The sequence below is a fragment of the Herbaspirillum sp. SJZ107 genome (assembly GCF_006715485.1).
Lineage (GTDB): Bacteria > Pseudomonadota > Gammaproteobacteria > Burkholderiales > Burkholderiaceae_D > Telluria.
In genome coordinates this window covers 218,466-242,142 of the sequence record NZ_VFNH01000002.1, presented here as the reverse complement: position 1 = coordinate 242,142, position 23,677 = coordinate 218,466, and the positions used below count along the sequence as shown (strand labels likewise).

Here is a 23,677-nt window from a genome sequence, read left to right as displayed (position 1 = left end):
TAAATGCGGTTGAACAAATAAAAACGGCGAACACTTCGAATACTAACCCGGCACCGCCTTCAGGACCCAGCGCGGATAATACTGTTCGACGGCGGGGCCGTCGAGGCGCAGGGCGTGGCAGCGGTCCAGTTCATACGGCCGTTCGGAGGCATCGCCATCCGTGCGGCTTGCCATCGCGTCATCGGCGAAGGCCTGGATTGCCGCAGTGGGCAGGACTTGCGCGAGTTCGGTCAGGTGGGTACAGCCGAGAACCCCGGACAGGCGATCCTTCAGATGCAAACGAAAATGTTTCAGCAGCGATAAGCCGATCAGCTTCTTGTAGGCGGGAGCGATGGTGTCGCAAAAACCGGGGTAAGGAACGGCGTCGGACGCGGCTTCGGCGTCGATGACATTCATGTCGCGGTCGATGGTCACGCGCAATTTGAGGTCATGCACAGGCAAGCCGCCCACACGGGTACCGGACGGCAACACGATGTCGTGTGTCTTGGTGTCGCGGATGCAGGCGTCGAGGTCCCACAAGCCATCGTCGCGCGCAAACGCTTCGACAGTGATGGCGCGCGTGTGCCGGAGCTTACGCGGAGCGGGTGAAGACAGGGGCATAAAACCAATGCCGGAATGCGGCGATAAAAAGTATGCAGCCGGTGTGCCTGATGCACGTTGCCGCAGCTTCTACGGCAACAACCGCTCTTGCGGCGCTGCTTAAACCATGAAAGTTTAGCACAGCGCGCCAGCATGTGCACTGGATTGACAGGCGGGCAAGGAATTTAATGGAGATAAGAGAGGGAGGCGTGCACATGCACGGAAGCGCCAGCGTGCAGCGTCATTCCGCCGTTGAGGAGGCGTTCCCGCTGCTGGCGGAACGCCGACGGATGGCGCTGTACGCTGGCACCTCGGTCATGCATGAAGGGTATGATCGAAATATGCCGAGCGAATAACGGCACAACGGAGCGTGACATGGCCGATACCGGCTGCCGGCTGTGCTTACTCGTACTCGTCCTCGTCCGCTCCGCCCTGCATGGCGGCGCGCACGGCATTCTGGGAAAAACCGCGCTGCAGCAGGAAACGCATCTGCTTGCTGCGCGCGGCCGCATCTTCGGCGACGGTGCCGAATTTGCGGCGCCACACTTCTTTGGCGCGCGCCAGTTCGGTCGACGCCAGTTCGGATTTCAGTTCAGCCAAGTCGTCTCCTTTGACACCATGTTGCTGTAGTTCGGAGATCACCCGGCTGTTGCCGTAGCGGCCGGCACGACGGTGCACCAGCGATTCGGCAAAGCGTTCCTGCGACAGCCAATTGTTCTTTTCGAGGAAGTCGAGCAACGCCTCGACGTCGTCGCCTTCCTCGGCATAGCGGGCCAGCTTGCGTCCCAGCTCGAGCCGGCTGTGCTCGCGCATCGAAAGATACTTCAATGCGCGCCCTTTCAGGCTGAGCTGCTGACGCACCATCGAGGACGATTACTCGTCGTCGCCAACCGCGGCGACTGCCGGCGCAGCATCGCCAGGAGCAGCCGGCGGCAGTTCACGCACGCCCAGTGCAGCGCGGACCTTGTTTTCGATCTCGCGTGCCAGTTGCGGACGATCTTTCAGGAACTGACGTGCATTGTCCTTGCCCTGGCCGATACGTTCGCCGCCGTAGCTGTACCACGAACCCGACTTCTCGACGATCTTGTTGTCCACGCCCAGGTCGATGATCTCGCCTTCGCGCGAAGTGCCTTCGCCATACAGGATGTCGAAGTGCGCTTCCTTGAACGGCGGCGCGATCTTGTTCTTGACGACCTTGACCTTGGTTTCGTTACCGATCACCTCGTCGCCCGACTTGATCGAACCGGTACGGCGGATGTCCATGCGCACGGAGGCGTAGAACTTCAGCGCGTTACCGCCGGTCGTGGTTTCCGGGCTGCCGAACATGACGCCGATCTTCATACGGATCTGGTTAATGAAGATCACCAGGGTATTGGTACGGTTGATCGAGCCGGTCAGCTTGCGCAGCGCCTGCGACATCAGACGGGCTTGCAGGCCCGGCAGCGAGTCGCCCATGTCGCCTTCGATCTCGGCGCGCGGGGTCAGTGCCGCCACCGAGTCGATGACCACCAGGTCGACGCTGCCCGAGCGCACCAGCGCATCGGTGATTTCCAGGGCTTGCTCACCGGTATCCGGCTGCGAGATCAGCAGTTCGTCCAGCTTGATGCCCAGCTTTTGCGCGTAGGTCACGTCGAGCGCATGCTCGGCGTCGATGAAGGCGCAGGTGCCACCCAGTTTTTGCATCTGGGCGATGGTTTGCAGGGTCAGCGTGGTCTTACCCGACGATTCCGGACCGTAGATCTCGACGATACGGCCGCGTGGCAGGCCACCGACGCCGAGCGCGATGTCCAGGCCCAGCGAGCCGGTGGACACGGTTTGCACTTCCTCGACCGGCGTATTGGTATCCATACGCATGACCGAGCCTTTGCCGAATTGCTTTTCAATCTGCGCGAGGGCAGCTGCCAGCGCTTTGCCCTTCTCGGCTGCGTTTACTGCGGATTTTTTGTCGTCCATAACTTTCTTTCTGTCCTTGAGTGAACCAAGATAGGGGCCGCTCGCGCGTTTTCAATAGCGAGTACTGTATAAAATCCCAGTGGTTTTGGCAAGCGATATTTACCTGGCCTTGACCGATTCGACATGTTGCGAAACTTCACACACAATATGTGCGTAAGCTGGGTCCAACGACGAAATCAGGGGGTGTCACATGCGTATTTTACTAGCGGAAGACGACAGCGTGCTCGCGGACGGGCTGACGCGTTCGCTGCGCCAGTCCGGCTACGCGATCGACTGCGTCAAGAACGGCCAGGATGCCGATACCGCGCTGTCCACCCAGGAGTTCGACCTCCTGATCCTCGACCTCGGCCTGCCGCGCCTGTCCGGCATGGACGTGCTGCGCCGCCTGCGCGCGCGCGGCTCGCTGCTGCCCGTGCTGATCCTCACCGCGGCCGATTCGATCGAGCAGCGCGTCGGCGGCCTCGACGCCGGCGCCGACGACTACATGCCCAAACCCTTTGCCCTGTCGGAACTCGAGGCGCGGGTGCGCGCCCTCACCCGGCGCGGCCAGGGCGGCGGCTCCACCGTCATCCGCCACGGTCCGCTGGTGTACGACCAGGTCGGGCGCAGCGCCTACCTCAACGACCAGATGCTCGACCTGTCGGCGCGCGAACTCGGCCTGCTCGAGATCCTGCTGTCGCGCACCGGGCGCCTGGTGTCCAAGGAACAGCTGGTCGACCACCTGTGCGAATGGGGCGAGGAAGTCTCCAACAACGCGATCGAGGTCTACGTGCACCGCCTGCGCAAGAAAATCGAGACCGGCGGCGTGCGCATCGCCACCGTGCGCGGCCTCGGCTACTGCCTCGAGCGCCATGCCGACAGCGCGCGCAAGGCGTCCGACGACGCCGCGGCCGCCCACGCCGGCAAGTGAAGCGGCCGCGGCTCCTGCGCGCCGGGGCAGCCGGCGCACTGCCCGAGAAGCCGGCCCGGCATGCGCTGCCCGGTGCGATGGCGGATGCGCCCTACGTCCCGCCCCACCCCGAGCCCGAGGAAAGCATCCAGCATTCGCTGTTCGGCGAGATCCTCGACTGGATGCTGGCGCCGCTGCTGCTGCTGTGGCCGATGAGCATCGCCATTACCTATCTGGTGGCGAAGTCGATCGCCAACCAGCCCTTCGACCATGCGCTGGAAGACAGCGTCACGGTGCTGGCCCAGCAGGTCAAGGAAGTGGATGGCAAGATCGTGGCGCGCCTGCCCGGCAGCGCGCGCGACATCCTGCGCGCCGACGACGTCGACAGCATCTATTTCCAGGTGACCGGCCCGCGCGGGGAGGTGGTCGACGGCGACCGCGACCTGCCGCTGCCGCTGGGCGAGGAGCCCGAGCGCAGCGGCCGCGTCCACTTCCGCAACGAAAGCCTGCACGGCACCCCGGTGCGCGTGGCCTATGCCTGGATCAACCTGCAGCCGCTGGCGCAACCGAAACCGACCCTGGCGCTGGTGCAGGTCGCCGAAACCCTCGACAAGCGCGCCCAGCTCGCCAACGAGATCATCAAGGGCGTGATCCTGCCCCAGTTCATCATCCTGCCGGTGATCCTGGCCCTCGTGTGGTTTGCCCTCTCCCGCGGGCTTTCGCCGCTGGCCCAGCTGCAGGAACGCATCCGTGCACGCCCGCCGGACGACCTGTCGCCGATCGATTCGCGCCAGGTACCAGAAGAGATCTCGCCGCTGGTCGGTTCGCTGAACGACATGCTGGCGCGCCTGGCGCACACGATCGACGCCCAGAAGCGTTTCATCGCCGACGCCGCGCACCAGATGAAGACGCCGCTGGCCGGCATGCGCATGCAGTCCGAGCTGGCGCTGCGCCAGGTCGATCCCGGCGAGATCCACCGTTCGCTCGAGCAGCTGGCCAAGAGTTCGGAATCGGCGACGCGCCTGGTGAACCAGCTGCTGGCGCTGGCGCGCGCCGAAAACCAGCCGCATGCCGGCGTGGCACTGGAGCCGCTCGACCTCGGCGTGCTGGCGCGCGAGGTGGTGCTGGACTGGGTGCCGGCCTCGTTCGCGCAGGAGATCGACCTCGGCTACGAGGCGCCCGACGAGCCGCTGGAAATCGCCGGCAATCCGCTGATGCTGCGCGAGCTGCTGTCGAACCTGATCGACAATGCGCTGCGCTACACGCCTTCCGGCAGCGGCGGCAGCGTCACCGTGCGCGTGCGCGCCAGCGCCGGCCAGGCGCTGCTGGAAGTCGAGGATACCGGGCCCGGCATCGCGCCCGGCGAGCGCCCGCGCGTGTTCGAGCGCTTCTACCGCATCCTCGGCTCGAGTGCGCCCGGTTCCGGCCTGGGCCTGGCCATCGTGCGCGAGATCGCCCAGCAGCACGGCGCCGACATCGAGATCTTCAACAACCCGCGCAGCACGCACAAGAAATTCCCGGGCAGCCTGTTCCGGCTGACCTTCCCGCCTCCCGAACTTCCCGCACCCGATGCCGATTGAATCCACCGCCATGCCCATTCCTCCGCCTTCCGATCCGGACCGCTCCGCCGCGCGCGCCCGGGTCGCCGCAGCACGGGCGCAGCATTGGGCACGCACGCAGCGCCTGACCGCCGTCCTGCTCGGCCTGTGGCTGGCGACCTGGTTCGGTACCGTGTTCTTCGCGCGCGACCTGGCGCACCTGTCGGTGTTCGGCTGGCCGCTCTCGTTCTACCTGGCGGCGCAGGGCAGCTCGCTGATCTACCTGGCGGTCATCGGCGCCTATGCATGGCGCATGCGCGTGCTCGACCGCCGCTTTGCGCGCCTGCTGGCGGAGGCCGCATGAGCGGAACCAACACGGACGGCAAACGCTATTTCCGCCGCCTGTCGCGCTACTACCTGTGGTTCACGGCCTGCCTGGCGCTGTTCCTGGCGGCGCTCGGCATCCTCGAGCGCGAAGGCATGCCGCGCCAGTGGATCGGCCACCTGTACATGTTCGGCACCATCGTGCTGTATGCCACCATCGGCGTGGTGGCGCGCACCTCCAACGTGTCCGAGTACTACGTGGCCGGGCGGCGGGTGCCGGCGCTGTTCAACGGCATGGCGACGGCGGCCGACTGGATCTCGGCGGCCAGCTTCATCAGCCTGGCCGGCACCCTGTACCTGCACGGCTTCGACGCCCTCGCCTACGTGATGGGCTGGACCGGCGGCTATTGCCTGGTGGCGCTCCTGATCGCGCCCTACCTGCGCAAGTTTGCCCAGTACACGATCCCGGACTTCCTGGCGGCACGCTACGGCGGCAACGGCGACGGGCGCGGCACCACGGTACGGGCGATGGCGGTCGGCGCCACCATCATCGTGTCGTTCACCTACGTGGTGGCGCAGATCTACGCGGTCGGCCTGATCGCCTCGCGCTTCACCGGCGTCGATTTCTCGGTCGGCATCTTCCTCGGCCTGGCCAGCATCCTGGTGTGCTCGTTCCTGGGCGGGATGCGCGCCATCACCTGGACCCAGGTGGCGCAGTACATCATCATCCTGGTCGCCTTCCTGATTCCGACCATGTGGCTGTCGGCCAAGTTCGCCGGCAACCCGGTGCCGCAGGTGGCCTACGGTTCGGTCCTGCCCAAGCTGGCCCAGCGCGAAGCCCAGCTGGCGCTCGATCCGCGCGAGCAGCAGGTGCGCGCCGCCTTCCGCGCGCGCGCCGACGAATACGCGGCCCGGATCAGGGGCTTGCCGCATTCATGGGAAGCGGGCAAGGTCGAGGCCCAGCGCCGCCTGGACGTGGCGCGCAGCCGCAATGCGCCGCTGGGCGAGATCCGCACCGCCGAGCGCGAACTGCTGTCCTACCCCCGCACGGCCGACGAGGCTGCGCGCCTGTGGACCGAGGAACGCGCCGCCAACCTGGCGCGCGCCCAGCCGCCCGAGCCGCACGCCGATCCCTTCCCCGGCAAGACGCCGGAGGAATCGGACATCCGCCGCAACAACTTCCTGGCCCTGGTGTTCTGCCTGATGTTCGGCACCGCCGCCCTGCCCCACCTGCTGATGCGCGCCTACACCACGCCCTCGGTGAACGAGACCAGGGTGTCGGTGTTCTGGGCCCTGTTCTTCATCCTGCTGATCTACCTCACCATGCCGGCGCTGGCGGTACTGGCCAAGTACGATATCTATACCTCGCTGGTCGGCACCGATTTTTCCAAGCTGCCGACCTGGGTCTCGTACTGGGCCAACGTGGACAAGGCCAACCCGCTGATCAGCATCGCCGACGTCAACGGCGACGGCATCGTGCAGCTGGCCGAGATCGCGATCGACGGCGACGTGCTGACCCTGGCCACGCCGGAAATCGGCGGCCTGCCCTACGTGATTTCCGGGCTGGTGGCGGCCGGCGGGCTGGCGGCGGCGCTGTCCACCGCCGACGGCCTGCTGCTGGCGATCTCGAACGCGCTGTCGCACGACATCTATTTCAAGATCGTCGACCCGGGCGCCTCGACCCAGAAGCGGGTCACGATCTCGAAACTGCTGCTGCTGGCGGTCGCCTTCATCGCCGCCTACGTCGCTTCCCAGAAGCCGGCCGACATCCTGTCACTGGTGGGCGCGGCCTTCTCGCTGGCCGGCTCGACGCTGTTCCCGGCGCTGGTGGCGGGCGTGTTCTGGAAACGGGCCACCCACCAGGGCGCGATCGCCGGCATGAGCGGCGGTTTCCTGGTCTGCGTGTACTACATGCTGCACACCAACCCGATCCTGGGCGGCAGCGCCGACGCCGCCTGGTTCCATATCGCGCCGATTTCGGCCGGGGTGTTCGGGGTGCCGGCCGGGCTGGCGGTGCTGGTGATCGCCAGCCTCCTGAGCCGGCCGCCGTCGAACGCGAGTGTGGGACTGGTCGAGCATATCCGCGCACCCGAATGAAGATCATCTTGCCAAGGAAAGCCATGCCATTGTCGAATGCCATCCTGCGTCGCGGGGCAGCGCTGGCCCTCTGCCTCGCCCTGCCGTTCTGCCCCCCTGCCGAAGCCGCGCCGGATGGCGCCGCCCCGCCCGCGCTGTCCAGCTTCTTCGACAATGCCAGCTTCGGCGGCGCCATCCTGTCGCCCAGCGGCCGCTACCTGGCGGCGCGCACCAGCGGCGCCGGCCAGCGCCTGATGCTGGCGGTGATCGACCTGCAGGACAACAAGCTCAAGGTGGTCGCCGCCTACAGCGACGCCGACATCGGCCGCGTGGTCTGGGTCAACGACGAGCGTCTCGCCTTCGACGTGACCGACCGCGCCACCGCGCCGGGCGAGGAAAACCTGGGCGCCGGCCTGTACGCGGTCAACCGCGACGGCTCCGGCCTGCGCCAGCTGGCCACCCGCCGCGGCGAGGCCTTCGTGAGCGAAATCCAGAGCCGGGCCAAGCGCCCGCTGCTGCCCTGGCATACCTTCCTGATGCACGGGGCCGGCGCCCAGGATTCCGACGCGCTGTACGTGACCAGCCCGGTATTCGACACCCGCGGCGAAGTGCGCACCGTCGACCTGCTGCGCCTGGACACGCTGAGCGGCAGGACCACCACGGTGGCGCCGCCGGGGCCGGTGCGCAGCTGGATGCTCGACCACGAGGGCAAGCCGCGCCTCGCCATCGGCCAGCACGACGGCATCACCACCGTCCACTACCTGGACCCGGCCGACGACCGCTGGCGCACCCTGGCCAGCTACAGCGCCTACACCGGCGGCGCGGGCGCCTTTTCCCCGCTCGGCTTCGGTCCGGACGGCACGCTGTACGTGACCGCGCGCGGCGGCAAGGACAAGCTGGCGCTGTACGCCTTCGATTACGCCACCGGCAAGATCAAGCCGGAACCGCTGGTCGAAACCGCCGGCTACGACTTTGCCGGCCGCCTGCTCACCCGGCGCGGCAAGCTGCTGGGCGTGCGCTACGAAACCGATGCCGAGGGCACCGCCTGGTTCGATCCGGCGATGCAGGCGCTGCAGGACAAGATCGACAAGCTGCTGCCGTCGACCATCGACTCGGTGTCGATGCCGGCCGCGCCCGATGCGCAGTGGGCGCTGGTGCGCGCCTATTCGGATGTCCAGCCTCCCACTTACCTGCTGTACAACCTGCAGACCGGGAAGCTGGACCGGCTCGGCACGGCGCACCCCGCGATCGACAGCCGCCGCATGGGCCGCCAGGAAGTGCTGCACTACAAGGCGCGCGACGGCCTCGACATCCCGGCCCTGCTGACCCGTCCGGCCGGCGCCGCCAAGGATGCCAGACTGCCGCTGGTGGTGCTGGTGCATGGCGGCCCGTACGTGCGCGGCAGCACCTGGGGCTGGGATCCGGAATCGCAATTCCTCGCGTCGCGCGGCTATGCGGTGCTGGAGCCGTCGTTCCGCGGCACCACCGGCTTCGGCGCCAGGCACTTCACGGCCGGCTGGAAGCAATGGGGCCTGGCGATGCAGGACGACATCGCCGACGGCGCGCGCTGGGCGATCGCGCAAGGCATCGCCGACCCCAGGCGCATCTGCATCGCCGGCGCCAGCTACGGCGGCTACGCGACCCTGATGGGCCTGGCCCGCGATCCGGAGCTGTACCGCTGCGGGGTGGACTGGGCCGGCGTGACCGACATCGGGCTGCTGTACAACGGCCACTGGGGCCTGCAGTCGAACGTGTCGGAAGAATGGCGGCAGTACGGGATGCCGGAACTGATCGGCGACCCGGTCAAGGATGCCGCCCAGTTCGCCGCCACCTCGCCGATCCGCCAGGCGGCGCGCATCCGCCAGCCGCTGCTGCTGGCCTACGGCGGCGCCGACCTGCGCGTGCCGCTGTACCACGGCCGCCAGTTCTACGACGCGGTCAAGCAGACCAACAGGCAGGTCGACTGGATCGAATACCCGGACGAAGGCCACGGCTGGAGCCTGTCGAAGGACCGCATCGACTTCTGGGGCCGGGTCGAAAAATTTCTCGACAGGAACATCGGCAAGGACGCGGCGATGCCGTGACGGCCCCATGAAAAACGGGCGCCGCAGCGCCCGTCTTCTTGTTTATTACCAGCGCGGCATCAGGCCACGATGGTCTGCGCTTCGCCGTCGGCGCGGGCGCGGATCTCGCCGATGCGGTAGACGGTCTCGCCGGCCGCCTGCAGCTGCGCCATGGCGGCGTCGGCATTCTCCTTCGACACGATCACGGTCATGCCGATGCCGCAGTTGAACACGCGGTGCATCTCGGCGTCGGCCACGCCGCCGTGCTGCTGCAGCCACTGGAACAGCGGCGGCATGGTCCACGATTGACTATCCAGCACGGCGGTCAGGCCATCCTGCAGCACGCGCGGGATGTTCTCGACCAGGCCGCCGCCGGTGATGTGCACCAGGCCCTTCACTTCCATGGCCCCCATCAGCGCCAGCAGCGGCTTCACGTAGAGGCGGGTCGGCGCCATCAGCACGTCGGCCAGCTTGCGGCCGTGGAAGTCGGCTTCCAGGTCGGGCTTGGCGACCTGGATGATCTTGCGCACCAGCGAGTAGCCGTTCGAGTGGATGCCCGACGAGGCCAGGCCCAGCACCACGTCGCCGGGGACGATCTTGCTGCCGTCGATGATCTGCGACTTCTCGACCGCGCCGACGGCGAAGCCGGCCAGGTCGTATTCGCCGTCCGGGTACATGCCCGGCATCTCGGCGGTCTCGCCGCCCAGCAGCGCGCAGCCCGACTCTTCGCAGCCGCGGGCGATGCCCGATACCACGGCGGTGGCGGTGGCCACGTCCAGCTTGCCGCAGGCAAAGTAATCGAGGAAGAACAGCGGCTCGGCGCCCTGTACCAGAATATCGTTGACGCTCATCGCGACCAGGTCGATGCCGACCGTGTCGTGGCGGTTCAGCTCGAAAGCGAGCTTCAGCTTGGTGCCGACGCCGTCGGTACCGGAGACCAGGACCGGCTCCTTGAACTTCTTGCTGATCTCGAACAGGCCGCCGAAACCGCCGATACCACCGAGCACGCCTTCGCGCATGGTGCGCTTGGCAAGGGGCTTGATCGCTTCGACCAGGGCGTCGCCGGCATCGATATCGACACCGGCATCGCGGTAGGAGAGAGAAACATTAGATGGTTGGCTCATGGTATTTGGCAGCGGAGGCGGTAAAATAGATAGCGGTAGATCAACTGAACGCACCCGCGTCACTGCCGGGAACGGCCAACTGGTCAATCCGCTATTTTAGCAAACCGGCTTGACCCCGACGTCATTAACAAGAACAAAATGCCTTTTCCCCCTCAGCCCGGATGAAATGCAAGCCATGAAACAGCTGGTGCTCGATTTAGGCGCCGCCGAGCCGGCGCAGAGCCTCGACACCTTCCAGATAGGCGCAAATGCCGAAATGGCGCACTTGATGCACCAGTTCGCGCAACGCGCCTCGCGCGAGCATTTCTGCTACCTGTGGGGTGAAACCGGCGCCGGCAAGACCCATATCCTGCAGGGCCTGGCCGCCACCAGGGGATCGCGCTACATCCCCGCCGACGCCGATCCGGACGCCTTCGTGCACGCCCCGGGCGTGACCCTGTACCTGGTGGACGATATCGACCAGCTCACGCCCGAACGCCAGATCGACGCCTTCGCCCTGTACAACCAGGTACGCGAGCACGGTACCTACATGGTGTGCGCCGGGCCGCTGCCGCCGGCGGTGCTGCCGGTGCGCGAAGACCTGCGCACGCGCATGGGATGGGGCCTGGTCTACCAGATCCACGACCTGTCCGACGACGAAAAGATCGCCGCCCTCACCCAGGCTGCCGAGGCGCGCGGTTTGACGCTGTCGGCCAGCGTGTTACCCTATTTGCTGTCGCATTTCAAGCGCGACATGCGTTCCCTGTCGACCATGCTGGACGCGCTCGACCACTATTCGCTCGAGACCCAGCGTCCGGTCACGCTGCCCCTGCTGCGTGATCTTTTGCACCAGGGAAACCAGCACACCGAATCCAAAGAATGAATACACTCGCGCTGTTTGACCTCGACCACACCCTGCTGCCGATCGATTCCGACTACGAATGGGGCCAGTTCCTGGTACGCCATGGCGTCGTCGATGCCGTCGACTACCAGCGCCGCAACGACGCCTTTTTTGCCCAGTACCAGGCCGGCACCCTGAACCCGGTGGAATACCTGGAGTTCGCCCTCGGCACCCTGGCCGGCTTCGCGCCCGCCACCCTGCAGCGCCTGCAGGCCGACTACATGGCGGAAGTGATCCGGCCGGCAATTAAACCAGCCGCCACCGCCCTGCTGCAGCAGCACCACGACGCCGGCGACCTGGTGGCGATCATCACCGCCACCAACGCCTTCATCACGGCGCCGATCGCGCAGGCACTCGGCATCGAGCACCTGATCGCGGCGCAGCCGGAACTGGACGCGCAAGGCCACCCGACCGGCCGCCTGGCGGGCACGCCGACCCAGGGCGAGGGCAAGGTGACCCACATGCACGCCTGGCTGGACGGCCTGGGCCGCCCGTTCGACGGCTTCGAGCGCAGCTATTTCTACAGCGATTCGCACAACGATATCCCGCTGCTGTCCGTCGTCTCGCATCCGGTGGCGACCAACCCGAGCGCCAAACTGGCCCAACACGCAACCGCCCTCGGCTGGCCTTTACTCCATTTGTTCAATGATTAAAAAATTCATCCGTAAGATCCTTGGTGTGAAAGACGAGCGCGACCCCACCCAGCCCGACATCCTCGGCCCGGACGAGCACGGCATCGACCCGAAGCTGGTGTCGCCGAACGCGATCCGCGTGACCCAGACGCTGCAGGAAGCCGGCTACAAAGCCTTCGTGGTCGGCGGCGCCGTGCGCGACCTGCTGCTCGGCGTGAAGCCGAAAGACTTCGACATCGCCACCGACGCCACCCCGGAAGAAGTGAAAAAGCTGTTCCGGCGCGCCTTCATCATCGGCCGCCGCTTCCAGATCGTGCACGTGATGTTCGGCCAGGAACTGCTGGAAGTGACCACCTTCCGTGGCAACGCCGCCGTCAGCGCGCCGAAGGACGAGCATGGCCGCGTCCTGCGCGACAACAATTTCGGTCCGCAGCACGAGGATGCCGAGCGGCGCGACTTCACCATCAACGCCATGTACTACGACCCGGCCACCCAGGCCGTGCTGGACTACCATGGCGGCATCGCCGACATCCGCGACAAGGTCCTGCGCATCATCGGCCAGCCGGAAGCGCGCTACCGTGAAGACCCGGTGCGCATGCTGCGCGTGGTGCGCTTCGCCGCCAAGCTGCAGTTCACGATCGAGCCGGCCACGCGCGCGCCGATTCCGGTGATGGCGCCGCTGATCGACAACGTGCCGGCGGCGCGCGTCTTCGACGAAATGCTCAAGCTGCTGCTGTCCGGCCACGCGCTGGCCTGCCTGAAGGAGCTGCGCTCGTCGGGCCTGCACCATGGCCTGCTGCCGCTGCTGGACGTGGTGCTGGAACAGCCGATCGGCATGAAGTTCGTCACGCTGGCCCTGGAATCCACGGACGCGCGCGTGAAAGCCGGCAAGGGCGTGTCGCCGGGCTTCCTGTTCGCGTCGCTGCTGTGGCACCAGGTGCTGGAAAAGTGGAACGCCTACCGCAGCGCCGGCGAGGCGCCGATCCCGGCCCTGCACCTGGCCGCCGACGACGTGCTCGACAACCAGACCGAGAACCTGGCCCTGCAGCGCCGCATCGCCACCGACATGCGCGACATCTGGGCCATGCAGCCGCGCTTCGAGCGCCGCAACGGCAAGAACCCGTACAAGCTGCTGGAACACCCGCGCTTCCGCGCCGGCTTCGATTTCCTGCTGCTGCGCTGCGAATCGGGCGAACTCGACGCCGAACTGGGCAACTGGTGGGCGACCTTCTACGGCGGCGACGTCGCCGAGCGCGAACGCCTGGTGAATGCGGCGCGCGAACCGGCGGCCGGTGGCGCCGCCGCCAAGAAGCGTCCGCGCCGCCGCGGTCCGCGCAAGACCGGCGACGAAGCCGGCGGCGCCGACAGCGGCGCGCCATCGGGTGCGGCCGGCGCCGCGGGAGAAGACTGATGCTGGCCTGGATCGGTATCGGCGCCAACCTGGGCGACGCGCGCGCCAACGTGCTCGATGCGATCGAGCGCCTGGCGCTGGTCTGCGGCGTGCGCATGGTGCGCGCTTCGTCGCTGTACCGCACGGCGCCGATCGATTCCTCGGGTGACGACTACGTCAACGCGGTCGCCGCCATCGAGACCGAACTCGCGCCACACGCGCTGCTGGTGGCCCTGCACGGCATCGAACAGGCGCACGGGCGCGAGCGGCCCTACCGCAACGCCCCGCGCACGCTCGACCTCGACCTGCTGTTGTATGGCGATGTCACCGTCAACGACGCGCCGACGCTGGTGGTGCCGCATCCGCGCATGCACGAGCGCGCGTTCGTGCTGGTGCCGCTGGCCGAACTGGCGCGCGACCTCGCGCCCGAACTGCGCATTCCCGGGCACGGCCCCCTGGCCACGCTGCTGCTCGGCGTGGCCGGCCAGGCCATCGAGCGGCTGCCGCCGGCTCAGCCGAGCGACACCGCGTAAAGGCAGGGCAGCAGCGCCAGCGGCATCACGATCGCGCCGACTTTCAGGAACTGCAGGAAGCCGACTTCGATCCCTTCGCGGCGCAGCACGGTGAGCCAGAGGACGGTCGCCAGCGAGCCGGTGACCGACAGGTTGGGACCGAGATTGATGCCGATGAGCGTTGCGGCGGTCACGTTCGGCGCCGCGTGGCTGGCCGCCATGGTGGCGCCGGCGATCAGCCCGGCGGGCAGGTTGTTGGCGATGTTCGATACCAGCGCGGTAGCAATCCCGGCCGCCCACGGACTCCACTGGGGCGCCGTGGCGTGCAGCTGTTCCAGCATGCGCGCCAGGGCGTCGGCGACACCGATCTTGGTCAGCGCCGCGACCAGCACGAACAAGCCCGCGACCAGCGGCAGCACCGACCACGACATCTCCTGCGCCGCGCGCAGCGCCGCCGGGCGGGCGCGCAGGAACACGAGCGCAAAGGTAGCCAGGCCCGCCGCAAAGCTGGGCCAGCCCAGGTCGAGCCCGCGGCTCGAAGCCACCAGCAGCAGCACGGCCATCAGCCCGATCCCGAAAGCCACGATTTTGGCGTCGCGCGACAGCGCCGGGACCGCGGCGTCCTCGTTCAGGCGCTGGTCCAGGTCGGCGCGCTGGGTCCAGTACAGGGCGGCGAAGGTGACGCCGATGGCGATGGCGGACGGCAGCAGAAACAGCCTGAACCAGTCCAGGAGCGCCGGCATCCGGCTCGCATACACCACCAGGTTGGCGGGATTCGAGACCGGCAGGACGAAGCTCGCCGCATTCGCAATCAGGGCGCAGGCGAACAGGTGCGGCAGCGGACGTTCGAGCCTGGCCGCCCGCGCCGCCGCCAGCACGGCGGGCGTCAGCACGACCGCAGTGGCATCGTTGGACATGAAGGTGGTGACCACGATGCCGACCGCGTACACGATGCAGAACAGCCGGCTGGCCGATCCTCTGGCCCAGCCCACCGCGTGCGCCGCGATCCAGTCGAACAGGCCGGTGATGCGCGCCATCTCGGCAATCAGCATCATCCCGATCAGGAACAGGTAGACGTCGGTGCCCTGCCCGACCGCGTGCGCAAGCTCGCCGGGCGCCACCTGGCCGGTGAGCAGCAGCAGCAGCGCCCCCAGCACGGCCCACCAGGCTTCGGCGACACGGAATGGCCGGACCAGCACGCCGGCAGTGGACAAAAAGGCGATCGGCAATACCACTGACGGAGAGAGCGGGAGCTGTAACATCGGGATGGCCTGAGTTGGGGTAAGGCATTGTACAGACCCCAGGCAGGAATCCCGTCTTGGCATTACACTACGCCGTCGGTCGATAGCCGACGGCTTTTTTACGATTTACAAAGGAAGAACGATGAGCGGATATTTGCAGGGCAAGGACATGGCGGCGCCGGGCCAGGAACAGGGCGTGCCAGCCCCCGTGGCGGCCCCGGCGCAACCGGTGCAGAAGGCAGTGACGATTCCGTCGCTGCGGGCGATGCGCGCGGCCGGCCAGAAGATTGCCATGCTCACCTGCTACGATGCCAGCTTCGCTTCGCTGATGGACCGCTGCGGCGTCGAGATCCTCTTGATCGGCGACTCGCTCGGCATGGTCTGCGCCGGCTACGACTCGACCCTGCCGGTGACGGTGGCCGACGTCGCCTACCACACCGCGTCGGTGAAGCGCGGCACCAAGAATGCGCTGGTGCTGGCCGACCTCCCCTTCGGCAGCTACGGCACCAAGGAGCAGGCCTACGACAGCTGCGCGACCCTGATGCGCGCCGGCGCCCAGATGATCAAGATCGAAGGCGGCGCCTGGCTGGCCGAGACCGTGCGCTTCCTGGTCGAGCGCGGCATCCCGGTGTGCGCCCACATCGGCCTGACCCCGCAGTTCGTGCACCAGCTGGGCGGTTATAAAGTGCAGGGCAAGACCAGCGAAGGCGCCGACCAGCTCAAGCTCGACGCCCGGGCCCTGCAGGATGCCGGCGCGGCCATCGTGCTGCTGGAAGCGGTACCGGCGGCGCTGGGCAAGGAAGTCACCGAGATGCTGCAGGTGCCGACCATCGGCATCGGCGCCGGTCCCGACTGCTCGGGCCAGGTGCTGGTGATGCACGACCTGCTCGGCGTCTTCCCGGGCCGCAAGGCACGCTTCGTGAAGAACTTCATGGACGGCCAGCCCAGCATCGACGCCGCGGTCACGGCGTATGTCACGGCGGTCAAGGACGGCAGCTTCCCGGCGCCGGAACACTGCTTCTGAGTAGATAAAGGGTGATGTGATGGACGCCAGACCCGACACCGCCCGCCTGTTCCTGGCCCTGTGGCCTGATCCTGCCGTGCGCGAGGCCCTGCGCGCCTGGCGCGACGCCTGGACCTGGCCGCGCGGGGCGTCGCCGGTGCACACCGACAAGCTGCACGTGACGCTGCACTTCCTGGGCGACCTGCCGACTGCACGCCTGGCGGCGTTAGCGGACGGTTTCGCGGTGCCGTTTTCGCCGTTTGCGCTGCGCTTCGAGCGCGGGGCATTGTGGCATAACGGGATTGCCGTGCTGGAGCCTTCGGAAGAGCCGCCCGGCTTGCTCGACCTGCACGCGCGGCTGTCGCAGGCGCTGGTCGGGCTGGGACTGCAGCCGGAAGCGCGCACCTATCGGCCACACGTGACCATGGCCCGGCGCGCGAAAGGTGCCGAGGTGCCGGCCGGCGGTCCGGCGGTCCACTGGCAGGTCGACCGTTACGTGCTGGTGGAATCGCGCGGCGGCAGCTACACCGTGCTGCGCGACTACCTCATCCCATCCGTTTGACGATCCCCGCATTCGCGGCGATCACGAGTCCCGACAGCGACAACAGCCCCAGCGCCACCGCGATATTCGTGTGCGCCGCGATCGAGCCGAGCAGCGGGGGCGCCATCAGCAGGCCGGCATAACCGAGGGTCGCCACCGTCGCCAGGCCGCCGCCGGCCGACATCCCGGGCATGCGCGCCGCCGCCGCGAAGATCAGGGGCACCACGTTGGCCGCGCTCACGCCGATCAGCGCAAAGCCCAGCGCCGACAGCGCAAAGTTGGTGCTCAGTACCGCCAGCAGCAGCCCGCCGAACATCCCCAGTCCCCCGAACACCATCAGGCGCGATGCGCCGAAGCGCAGCACCAGGCGGTCGCCGGCGAAGCGGCAGGCCGCCATCGCCACCGAAAACGCGGAATAGCCCAGTGCCGCCGATGCCGGTTCGGCGCGGGTGCGCTCGGTCAGCAGCAAGGCGCTCCAGTCGACCAGCGCTCCCTCCACCGCGAAGCACAGCAAGCCGAGCAGGCCGAGGAACAAGGCCGGTCCGCGCGGCAGAGCGAAGTGGCTATGGCCGGCAGCACCCTGCGGCGGCACCCTGAATACGAAGCGGGCGGCCAGCGCCACCGCCAGCGCGATGATCACGCCGGCCGCCAGCGCGCCGCGGCCGTCGCCCCAGCCGGCACCGATCACCAGGCCGCCGAGCGCCGCCCCGAGCAGGCCGCCCAGGCTGAAGAAGCCGTGGAACGACGACATCGTCGGCACCCCGCGCGCGGCTTCGACTTCGGCTGCATTCGCATTCATCGATACGTCCAGCACCCCGTTGCTGGCACCGAACGCGAACGCCGCCACGAACAGCGCGGTGACGCCGTCGACGTTCATCAGCAAGGCGCTGGTGAGTGCGAACAGCCAGGCGCTGCCCAGCGCTACCGGGCGCGTGCCCCAGCGTCCGGACAGCCAGCCGGACAGCGGCATGGCGGCGATCGCGCCGCCGGCGATGGTCAGCAGCAGGAAGCCGAGCACGCCGGTATCGATGCCGGCGCGCGCCTGCACCACCGGCACGTGGGCCGCCCACAGGCCGATGCCGGCGCCGTTCAGCAGGAAGATGGCGGAAATGGCCCAGCGTGCGGCGTTCACGCCTTGCGCGGCCTGCATATTGTCGACCGGCTTCATGGGCGGACCTTTCCAGCGAGTTTGATTTCGGGCGCACCTTCGGTGCCGCGCAGGCGTTCCAGCAGCGCGGGCGCGGCATCGGCTTCCAGCACCAGCTGGTCGACCTGCTGCAGCGGCCCGATCAGGAAAGGACCCGCCGCTTCCAGGCGTTCGTTGAGGACGGCAACCACGCGCCGGCTGCCGGCCGCCAGCATCGCCGCCTTCAACGCGGCTTCCTCGGCATCACTGGCACCGAGGCCGCGTTCGGCCTCGAGGCTGCAGACGCCGACCACGGCCAGGTCCACGCGCAGGCGGCCGATCTCGGCCACCGTGTGGGCGCCCAGCACCGCACCGGCATAGGCCGAATACTGGCCGCCCAGCAGCATCACGCGGGTCTGGCGCAATTCGCCCAGCGCCAGCGCGATCTGCGGGCTGTTGGTCACGATGGCCGCGGCCAGCCCGTCCGGCAACGCGCGCGCAAAGGCCAGGTTGGTAGTGCCGGCGTCGACCAGCACGGTGTCGCCGGGGCGCACGCACTCCACCAGCGCCTGGGCCAGCAGGTGCTTGCGCGCAGCGTCGCTGTCCTGGCGCTGGCCGAAGCTCGGCTCGGCGCCCCCGCGCCGCATGGCGCCGCCATGGACCCGGCGCAGCAGGCCGGCCGCGTCGAGCTCGCGCAAGTCGCGCCGGATCGTGTCTTCCGACGTATTGAAACGCTGTGCCAGCTCGGCTGCCAATACCTTGCCCTGCTGCTGCACCGTGTCGATGATGTGTTGCCGCCGTTCTTCCGCTAGTTGCATGTGCTCGCCTCCTTTGCACATGACTGTAACGGTTTATTCACGAACATGCAAATACATGCACAAACATGCACCCAATGACATTCAGACGAGCAGCATCAGGTGCTCGCGCTCCCACGAACTGATCACCCGCGAAAACGTCGCGAATTCCAGTTCCTTCACTTCGCAATAGGCTTCCACGAACAGCGGCCCCAGCATTTCGGCCAGCGCCGGACAGCCGCGCAGCTGGAAGATGGCGTCTTCCAGATTGCGCGGCAGCTGGCCGTGCACGTGTTCGGCACTTTCCGACGTCGGCGCCGATGGGGATAAGCCTTCCACCATGCCCAGCCAGCCGCAGGCCAGCGTTGCCGCCATCGCCAGGTACGGATTCACGTCGACGCCGGGCACGCGGTTTTCGACGCGGCGGTTGGCCGGATCGGAATTCGGGATGCGGATGCCGCAGGTGCGGTTGTCATAGCCCCAGTGGACATTGGTCGGCGCCGACTCGAAGCGCGACAGGCGGCGGAACGAATTGACGTGCGGTGCGAACAGCAGGGTCGCGGGCGGCACGTATTTCTCGAGTCCGCCGATGAAGCGGTGGAACAGTTCGCTTTCGCTGCCGTCCGGGTTGGAAAAGATATTGGCGCCGGTAACACGGTCGACCACGCTCTGGTGCACGTGCATTGCGCTGCCGGGCTCGGTTTCCATGGGCTTGGCCATGAAGGTGGCAAAGATGCCGTGGCGCAGCGCCGTCTCGCGCACGGCGCGCTTGAACAGGAACACGCGGTCAGCCAGTTCCAACGCATTGCCGTGAGTAAAATTGATTTCCATCTGGCCGGCGCCGGCTTCGTGGATCAGCGTCTCGACGCCCAGCTCGTGCTGCTTGCAGAAGGCGGTCAGCTCGAGGAAGATCGGGTCGAAATCGTTGACGGCGTCGATCGAGTAGGACTGGCGTCCCTGCTCGGTGAAACCGCTGCGCCCGGTCGGCGGACTCAGCGGTTCGTGCGGGTTGGTATTACGCGCGACCAAATAAAACTCCATCTCGGGCGCCACCACCGGCGTCCAGCCGCGCCCGCTGTAGCGCGCCAGCACGCGCCGCAGCACCGAGCGCGGCGCCAGCTCGATCAGGTGGCCGTCGAACTGGCGGCAATCGTGGATCACCAGCGCCACCCGTTCGGTGGCCCAGGGCACGACGCGCAGCGTGGCTTCGTCCGGCACGCAGACCATATCGGGATCGGTGGCGCCGACGTAGGGCGTGTTGTTGGGCTGGTCGCCGTGGACCGTGTTCAACAGCACGCTCTTGGGCAGGCGCATGTGTTCGCCGGCCAGGAACAGGTCTTTGGGTAATATTTTGCCGCGCGCGATGCCGGTCATGTCGGCAATCACGCACTCGACTTCGTGGATGTTATGTTCGCGCAAGAACTCGCGCATGGCGGGGCTGACCGTGGCGCTCATCGCTATCCTGTAGGCCTGGCTTCGGTCCGGATCACTATACACGCGTACGATGCCGCGCGTTTCCGTGTTTCGGTGATTCGTTGCCGGCTTTCCGCAGTTGGCGTCATCGATCGCCCATGGACGCCGATCTGCGGCATACTTTCCAAAATGGAATCTACACACGCCCACCCCATCCCGACTGCCCGCATGTGGCGCTTTTATGTCAGCGGCTGGGTCATTTACCTGATCCTGATCACCTTTGCCACGCAACTGGAAAACCTCCAGCATGCCCGCTTCGACTGGCACTCCGCCTCCGATGTCCTGTGGAGCGCGCCGCAGGGCCTGCTGCTGGCCCTGACCTGGCCGCTGGGCGGCTGGATGGAGCGCAGGAAGCTGTCGCCGCTGGCCGTGTTCCTGTGCCACGCGTCCTGTGCCCTGGTGTATGGCTTCCTCGAATACCTGATGCTGTGGATGCTGTTCGGCCTCAACCAGCCTGCGATCCGCTATATCTGGCCGACGCTGTACTTCATCATGACCTACGTCGTCATCGCCGCCGTGTTCCACACCGTGCGCACGAACGCTGCCGCGCGGCGCCAGGCGGCGGCGGTCCAGCAGGCCCACAGCCTGCTGCTGGCGTCGGAACTGAACGCGCTGCGCAACAAGCTCAATCCGCACTTCCTGTTCAATACCCTGCACTCGATCATCGCCCTGACGCGCAAGAACCCGGACGCCGCCGAGGCGGCGCTTTTCCAGTTTTCCGACATGCTGCGCTATGTGCTGGACACCGAAAAGAGCGGCAGCGACCGCGTGACCCTGGACGACGAACTGCGCTTTACGCGCGACTACCTGGAACTGGAAAGCCTGCGCCTGGGCCAGCGCCTGAAGGTCGAGTGGGAACTCGACGACGCCGCCGGCGCCCTGCCGCTGCCGGCGCTGTCGCTGCAGCCGCTGGTCGAGAACAGCATCAAGCACGCCTTCAATCCGCACAGCCGGCCCGGCACGCTCTCGATCCGCACCCGCATCGACGACGCCGGCCGGCGCCTGGCGCTGACCGTGGGCGACGACGGTCCCGGCGCCGACGTCGACGCGGTGCGCCGCTCGAACGGCCTCGGCATCCGCACCGTGGAGCGGCGCCTGCAGCTGGAATACGGCGCCCGGAGCGGCCTGGCGATCGAGACCGCGCCCGGCGCCGGCTTCGTGGTGACCATGTCGATCCCGCTTGCGGCTGCCTGAAGGAGAAAATCAATGGACATCAAGACTGTATTCATCGCCGAAGACGAACCGCTGGCACGCGAGGTGCTGCGTGACGCCATCTACGGCCACGCCGGCCTGCGCCTGGTCGGCGAAGCGGCCGACGGCGCCGCCGCGCTGGCCCAGATCAACGCGCTGCGGCCCGACGTCGTCTTCATGGACATCCAGATGCCCGAGATGACCGGCCTGGAAGTGCTGAAGCGCCTGACCTGCACGCCGCACATCGTGTTCACCACTGCCTACGACCAGTACGCGGTGACGGCCTTCGAACTGCACGCGGTCGACTACCTGTTGAAACCTTTTACGCGCGCCCGCTTCGATGCCGCCGTGGCGCGCGTGCTCGACCTGGAGCCGGCGCAGCCGGCACCCGACGCCATGGGCGAGGCGCTGGCCCAGGCCGTGCAGCGCGCGCCCGGCCGGCTCGAGCGCATCCTGGTGCGCGACCGCGGCCGCATCTTCCCGCTGTCGATGAACGAGATCGAATACATGAAGGCGGATTCGAAGTACACGGCGATCGCCGCGCGCGGGCAGACTTTCCTGGTGCGGATCGGGATCTCGGAGCTGGAAGCCCAGCTCGATCCGGCGCGCTTCATCCGCATCCACCGCTCGGCGCTGGTGAACCTGGATTTCGTCGACTCGATGAAGGCGGACGAGCAGTCGCAATTGCTGATCCAGATGCGGGATGGGACGAGCTTGACGGCGAGCCGGGAGGCGTCGAAGGTGTTGCGGGAGATGGCGATTTAAAGAACAAATTCGCTCCAACCGGCATTTTCTGCCGCTATAATCGCGAATTTTTCCACCTAGAATTTCCCCTCGCCCGGAGCCCACCCCACTGTGAACACCATCCTGATTACATCCGTCGTGATCTACCTGCTGGGGACCCTCGGCCTGGGCGTCTGGGCCGGCTCGCGGATCAAGAATACCGCCGACTTCGCCGTCGCCGGCCGCAGCCTGCCGCTGGTGATGGTGATCACCACCACCTTCGCCACCTGGTTCGGCGCCGAAACCGTGATGGGTATTCCGGCCCGGTTCGTGCAGGGCGGCCTGAACGGGCTGGTCGAAGACCCGTTCGGGGCCGGCGCCTGCCTGATCCTGGTCGGCCTGTTCTTCGCCGCGCGCCTCTATAAACTGAACCTGCTGACCATCGGCGACTACTACCGCGCGCGCTACGGCAAGGGCATCGAGGTGTTCTGCTCGGCCGCCATCATCCTGTCCTACCTGGGCTGGGTGGCGGCGCAGATCACGGCGCTGGGCCTGGTGTTCTCGGTGCTGACCGGCGGCGCCATGTCCGAGACCGCCGGCATGATCGTCGGCACCCTGGCCGTGCTGATCTACGTGGTGGTGGGCGGCTTCCTGGCGGTGGCCATTACCGACTTCATCCAGATGATCGTGCTGGTGGTGGGCATGTCCATCATCGCCGTGTTCTCGTCCGAACTGGCCGGCGGCACCGGCGCCGTCCTGCACATGGTGCAGCAGAAGGACCTGTGGAACTTCCTGCCGCAGGCCAAATTCACCGACATCGCCTTCTTCGTCGGCGCGGCCGTGACCATGATGCTGGGCTCGATCCCGCAGCAGGACGTGTTCCAGCGCGTGATGTCGGCCAAGGACGCGCCGACTGCGCGTGCCGGTGCCGTGATCGGCGGCGCCAGCTACATCCTGTTCGCCTTCGTGCCGATGTTCATCGTCGCCTGCGCCGTGATCGTGATGGGCAACGAGGCGATGGAACTGGCCAAGAACGACTACCAGCGCGTGCTGCCGACCTTCGTGATGTCGAAGATGCCCTTGATCATGCAGATCCTGTTCTTCGGCGCCCTGCTGTCCGCCATCAAGAGCACCTCGTCGGCGACCCTGCTGGCGCCGTCGACCAGCTTCACCGAAAACATCCTCAAGAACCTGCGCCCGGGCATGAGCGACCGCCAGCAGCTGTTCGCGATGCGCGTGACCATCGTGGTGTTCGCGGTGCTGGTGCTGAGCTATGCGATCGCGATGAAGGGCACCTCGATCTACGAACTGGTGTCCTCGGCCTACCAGGTGACCCTGGTCGGCGCCTTCGTGCCGCTGGTGATGGGCCTGTACTGGAAGCGCGCCACGACCCAGGGCGCGATCCTGTCGATCGCGGCCGGCATCCTGACCTGGATCGTGTTCTTCCCGCAGATCTCGTCGCTGGGCGAGGCGTTTCCGGGACAGCTGGCGGGCTTGCTGGCGGGGTTTGCCGGGATGATCGTGGGCTCGCTGGCGCCCCAGGTGCTGAAGAACCGGCACGAGCCGCACAAGACGGCGGTCAGCGCCTGATATAAAAGGCCCCGGTTGATCCGGGGCCTTTTTGC

Annotated in this window: 22 protein-coding genes; 14 read left to right on the top strand and 8 right to left on the bottom strand. The window is 67.0% G+C overall.

All coding sequences use genetic code 11. The features are described 5' to 3' along the window. Window positions 1–42: 42 nt before the first annotated feature. The 3 genes from FBX97_RS10775 to recA form a co-directional block, all read right to left on the bottom strand. The gene (locus FBX97_RS10775) at window positions 43–600 is read right to left on the bottom strand and encodes a DUF2889 domain-containing protein (protein ID WP_141831444.1); all 558 of its coding nucleotides are present in this window, start codon (window positions 598–600) and stop codon (window positions 43–45) included. 381 nt (window positions 601–981) lie between these two features. Continuing rightward, window positions 982–1,443: a recombination regulator RecX gene (gene recX / locus FBX97_RS10770; RefSeq protein ID WP_141831442.1), complete on the bottom strand. Its 462-nt coding sequence runs from the start codon at window positions 1,441–1,443 to the stop codon at window positions 982–984. A gap of 9 nt (window positions 1,444–1,452) precedes the next feature. Then, window positions 1,453–2,532 (bottom strand): recombinase RecA, encoded by a 1,080-nt coding sequence (gene recA / locus FBX97_RS10765; RefSeq protein ID WP_141831440.1) that lies wholly within the window; start codon window positions 2,530–2,532, stop codon window positions 1,453–1,455. A 190-nt stretch (window positions 2,533–2,722) separates the two neighbouring features. On the opposite strand from recA, the gene FBX97_RS10760 reads away from it, so the two are divergent. From FBX97_RS10760 to FBX97_RS10740, 5 genes are all read left to right on the top strand, one after another. After that, window positions 2,723–3,442 carry a response regulator transcription factor gene (locus FBX97_RS10760; RefSeq protein ID WP_141831438.1) on the top strand — a complete coding sequence of 240 codons (720 nt, stop codon included), beginning with the start codon at window positions 2,723–2,725 and terminating at the stop codon, window positions 3,440–3,442. Between the two features lie 77 nt (window positions 3,443–3,519). Further along, window positions 3,520–5,001, top strand: a complete 1,482-nt coding sequence (locus tag FBX97_RS10755; RefSeq protein WP_141834311.1) for a sensor histidine kinase — start codon at window positions 3,520–3,522, stop codon at window positions 4,999–5,001. Between the two features lie 10 nt (window positions 5,002–5,011). Further along, a complete protein-coding gene (locus tag FBX97_RS10750; protein ID WP_141831436.1) occupies window positions 5,012–5,323 on the top strand; it encodes a DUF4212 domain-containing protein in 312 nt (103 codons plus the stop codon). Further along, the gene (locus tag FBX97_RS10745; RefSeq protein WP_141831434.1) at window positions 5,320–7,380 is read left to right on the top strand and encodes a sodium:solute symporter family protein; all 2,061 of its coding nucleotides are present in this window, start codon (window positions 5,320–5,322) and stop codon (window positions 7,378–7,380) included. Before FBX97_RS10750 ends, FBX97_RS10745 begins: the two co-directional genes overlap by 4 nt. Window positions 7,381–7,403: 23 nt before the next feature. Further along, complete coding sequence (locus FBX97_RS10740; RefSeq protein WP_141831432.1) at window positions 7,404–9,443, top strand: S9 family peptidase; 2,040 nt, start codon at window positions 7,404–7,406, stop codon at window positions 9,441–9,443. 59 nt (window positions 9,444–9,502) lie between these two features. Here the strand turns inward: FBX97_RS10740 and purM are convergent, their stop codons facing one another. Beyond that, window positions 9,503–10,546, bottom strand: coding sequence for a phosphoribosylformylglycinamidine cyclo-ligase (gene purM, locus FBX97_RS10735; protein ID WP_141831430.1), 1,044 nt, complete (start codon window positions 10,544–10,546; stop codon window positions 9,503–9,505). Window positions 10,547–10,721: 175 nt separating this feature from the next. Here purM and hda point away from each other — a divergent pair, with 175 nt between their 5' ends. Genes hda through folK form a run of 4 tightly spaced genes read left to right on the top strand, consistent with a single transcriptional unit; the run spans window position 10,722 to window position 13,981 of the window. Beyond that, entirely contained in the window at window positions 10,722–11,408 is a 687-nt protein-coding gene (gene hda, locus FBX97_RS10730) for a DnaA regulatory inactivator Hda (protein WP_141834308.1), read from the top strand. Continuing rightward, window positions 11,405–12,079 (top strand): HAD family phosphatase, encoded by a 675-nt coding sequence (locus FBX97_RS10725; protein ID WP_141831428.1) that lies wholly within the window; start codon window positions 11,405–11,407, stop codon window positions 12,077–12,079. Before hda ends, FBX97_RS10725 begins: the two co-directional genes overlap by 4 nt. Then, window positions 12,072–13,469: a polynucleotide adenylyltransferase PcnB gene (gene pcnB / locus FBX97_RS10720; RefSeq protein WP_141831426.1), complete on the top strand. Its 1,398-nt coding sequence runs from the start codon at window positions 12,072–12,074 to the stop codon at window positions 13,467–13,469. Before FBX97_RS10725 ends, pcnB begins: the two co-directional genes overlap by 8 nt. Beyond that, entirely contained in the window at window positions 13,469–13,981 is a 513-nt protein-coding gene (gene folK / locus FBX97_RS10715; protein WP_141831424.1) for a 2-amino-4-hydroxy-6-hydroxymethyldihydropteridine diphosphokinase, read from the top strand. The genes pcnB and folK overlap by 1 nt, the downstream gene beginning before the upstream one ends. Here folK and FBX97_RS10710 read toward each other — a convergent pair. Further along, a complete protein-coding gene (locus tag FBX97_RS10710; protein ID WP_141831422.1) occupies window positions 13,960–15,222 on the bottom strand; it encodes an arsenic transporter in 1,263 nt (420 codons plus the stop codon). The genes folK and FBX97_RS10710 overlap by 22 nt on opposite strands. A 121-nt stretch (window positions 15,223–15,343) precedes the next feature. On the opposite strand from FBX97_RS10710, the gene panB reads away from it, so the two are divergent. Together panB and thpR are read left to right on the top strand one after the other, a co-directional pair. Next, on the top strand, window positions 15,344–16,225 hold the full coding sequence (panB, locus tag FBX97_RS10705; protein WP_185748559.1) for a 3-methyl-2-oxobutanoate hydroxymethyltransferase: 882 nt from the start codon (window positions 15,344–15,346) through the stop codon (window positions 16,223–16,225). 19 nt (window positions 16,226–16,244) lie between these two features. Continuing rightward, the gene (gene thpR, locus FBX97_RS10700) at window positions 16,245–16,766 is read left to right on the top strand and encodes an RNA 2',3'-cyclic phosphodiesterase (protein ID WP_141831420.1); all 522 of its coding nucleotides are present in this window, start codon (window positions 16,245–16,247) and stop codon (window positions 16,764–16,766) included. Here thpR and FBX97_RS10695 read toward each other — a convergent pair. The 3 genes from FBX97_RS10695 to FBX97_RS10685 form a co-directional block, all read right to left on the bottom strand. Then, entirely contained in the window at window positions 16,750–17,913 is a 1,164-nt protein-coding gene (locus FBX97_RS10695; RefSeq protein ID WP_141831418.1) for an MFS transporter, read from the bottom strand. The genes thpR and FBX97_RS10695 overlap by 17 nt on opposite strands. Next, window positions 17,910–18,689: a DeoR/GlpR family DNA-binding transcription regulator gene (locus FBX97_RS10690; protein ID WP_185748558.1), complete on the bottom strand. Its 780-nt coding sequence runs from the start codon at window positions 18,687–18,689 to the stop codon at window positions 17,910–17,912. Before FBX97_RS10690 ends, FBX97_RS10695 begins: the two co-directional genes overlap by 4 nt. Window positions 18,690–18,770: 81 nt before the next feature. Beyond that, on the bottom strand, window positions 18,771–20,120 hold the full coding sequence (locus FBX97_RS10685; protein WP_141831414.1) for a glutamine synthetase family protein: 1,350 nt from the start codon (window positions 20,118–20,120) through the stop codon (window positions 18,771–18,773). Window positions 20,121–20,306: 186 nt separating this feature from the next. Between FBX97_RS10685 and FBX97_RS10680 the strand changes: the two genes are divergently transcribed. The 3 genes from FBX97_RS10680 (at window position 20,307) to FBX97_RS10670 (ending at window position 23,642) form a co-directional block, all read left to right on the top strand. Then, window positions 20,307–21,332, top strand: coding sequence for a sensor histidine kinase (locus FBX97_RS10680; RefSeq protein WP_141831412.1), 1,026 nt, complete (start codon window positions 20,307–20,309; stop codon window positions 21,330–21,332). A 12-nt stretch (window positions 21,333–21,344) separates the two neighbouring features. Next, a complete protein-coding gene (locus FBX97_RS10675) occupies window positions 21,345–22,094 on the top strand; it encodes a LytTR family DNA-binding domain-containing protein (protein WP_141831410.1) in 750 nt (249 codons plus the stop codon). A 90-nt stretch (window positions 22,095–22,184) separates the two neighbouring features. Next, window positions 22,185–23,642 carry a sodium:solute symporter family protein gene (locus FBX97_RS10670; RefSeq protein WP_185748557.1) on the top strand — a complete coding sequence of 486 codons (1,458 nt, stop codon included), beginning with the start codon at window positions 22,185–22,187 and terminating at the stop codon, window positions 23,640–23,642. Window positions 23,643–23,677 lie beyond the last annotated feature (35 nt).

Excerpts from the sequence above, each read along its gene's own strand:
- FBX97_RS10685 (WP_141831414.1), bottom strand. The coding sequence starts at position 20,120 with ATGAGCGCCACGGTCAGCCCCGCCATGCGCGAGTTCTTGCGCGAACAT.
- recA (WP_141831440.1), bottom strand. The coding sequence starts at position 2,532 with ATGGACGACAAAAAATCCGCAGTAAACGCAGCCGAGAAGGGCAAAGCG.
- FBX97_RS10690 (WP_185748558.1), bottom strand. The coding sequence starts at position 18,689 with ATGCAACTAGCGGAAGAACGGCGGCAACACATCATCGACACGGTGCAG.
- thpR (WP_141831420.1), top strand. The coding sequence starts at position 16,245 with ATGGACGCCAGACCCGACACCGCCCGCCTGTTCCTGGCCCTGTGGCCT.
- hda (WP_141834308.1), top strand. The coding sequence starts at position 10,722 with ATGAAACAGCTGGTGCTCGATTTAGGCGCCGCCGAGCCGGCGCAGAGC.
- FBX97_RS10725 (WP_141831428.1), top strand. The coding sequence starts at position 11,405 with ATGAATACACTCGCGCTGTTTGACCTCGACCACACCCTGCTGCCGATC.
- folK (WP_141831424.1), top strand. The coding sequence starts at position 13,469 with ATGCTGGCCTGGATCGGTATCGGCGCCAACCTGGGCGACGCGCGCGCC.
- FBX97_RS10680 (WP_141831412.1), top strand. The coding sequence starts at position 20,307 with ATGTGGCGCTTTTATGTCAGCGGCTGGGTCATTTACCTGATCCTGATC.
- FBX97_RS10775 (WP_141831444.1), bottom strand. The coding sequence starts at position 600 with ATGCCCCTGTCTTCACCCGCTCCGCGTAAGCTCCGGCACACGCGCGCC.
- pcnB (WP_141831426.1), top strand. The coding sequence starts at position 12,072 with ATGATTAAAAAATTCATCCGTAAGATCCTTGGTGTGAAAGACGAGCGC.
- purM (WP_141831430.1), bottom strand. The coding sequence starts at position 10,546 with ATGAGCCAACCATCTAATGTTTCTCTCTCCTACCGCGATGCCGGTGTC.
- recX (WP_141831442.1), bottom strand. The coding sequence starts at position 1,443 with ATGGTGCGTCAGCAGCTCAGCCTGAAAGGGCGCGCATTGAAGTATCTT.
- FBX97_RS10695 (WP_141831418.1), bottom strand. The coding sequence starts at position 17,913 with ATGAAGCCGGTCGACAATATGCAGGCCGCGCAAGGCGTGAACGCCGCA.
- FBX97_RS10755 (WP_141834311.1), top strand. The coding sequence starts at position 3,520 with ATGGCGGATGCGCCCTACGTCCCGCCCCACCCCGAGCCCGAGGAAAGC.
- FBX97_RS10750 (WP_141831436.1), top strand. The coding sequence starts at position 5,012 with ATGCCCATTCCTCCGCCTTCCGATCCGGACCGCTCCGCCGCGCGCGCC.
- FBX97_RS10745 (WP_141831434.1), top strand. The coding sequence starts at position 5,320 with ATGAGCGGAACCAACACGGACGGCAAACGCTATTTCCGCCGCCTGTCG.
- panB (WP_185748559.1), top strand. The coding sequence starts at position 15,344 with ATGAGCGGATATTTGCAGGGCAAGGACATGGCGGCGCCGGGCCAGGAA.
- FBX97_RS10760 (WP_141831438.1), top strand. The coding sequence starts at position 2,723 with ATGCGTATTTTACTAGCGGAAGACGACAGCGTGCTCGCGGACGGGCTG.
- FBX97_RS10675 (WP_141831410.1), top strand. The coding sequence starts at position 21,345 with ATGGACATCAAGACTGTATTCATCGCCGAAGACGAACCGCTGGCACGC.
- FBX97_RS10710 (WP_141831422.1), bottom strand. The coding sequence starts at position 15,222 with ATGTTACAGCTCCCGCTCTCTCCGTCAGTGGTATTGCCGATCGCCTTT.
- FBX97_RS10740 (WP_141831432.1), top strand. The coding sequence starts at position 7,404 with ATGCCATTGTCGAATGCCATCCTGCGTCGCGGGGCAGCGCTGGCCCTC.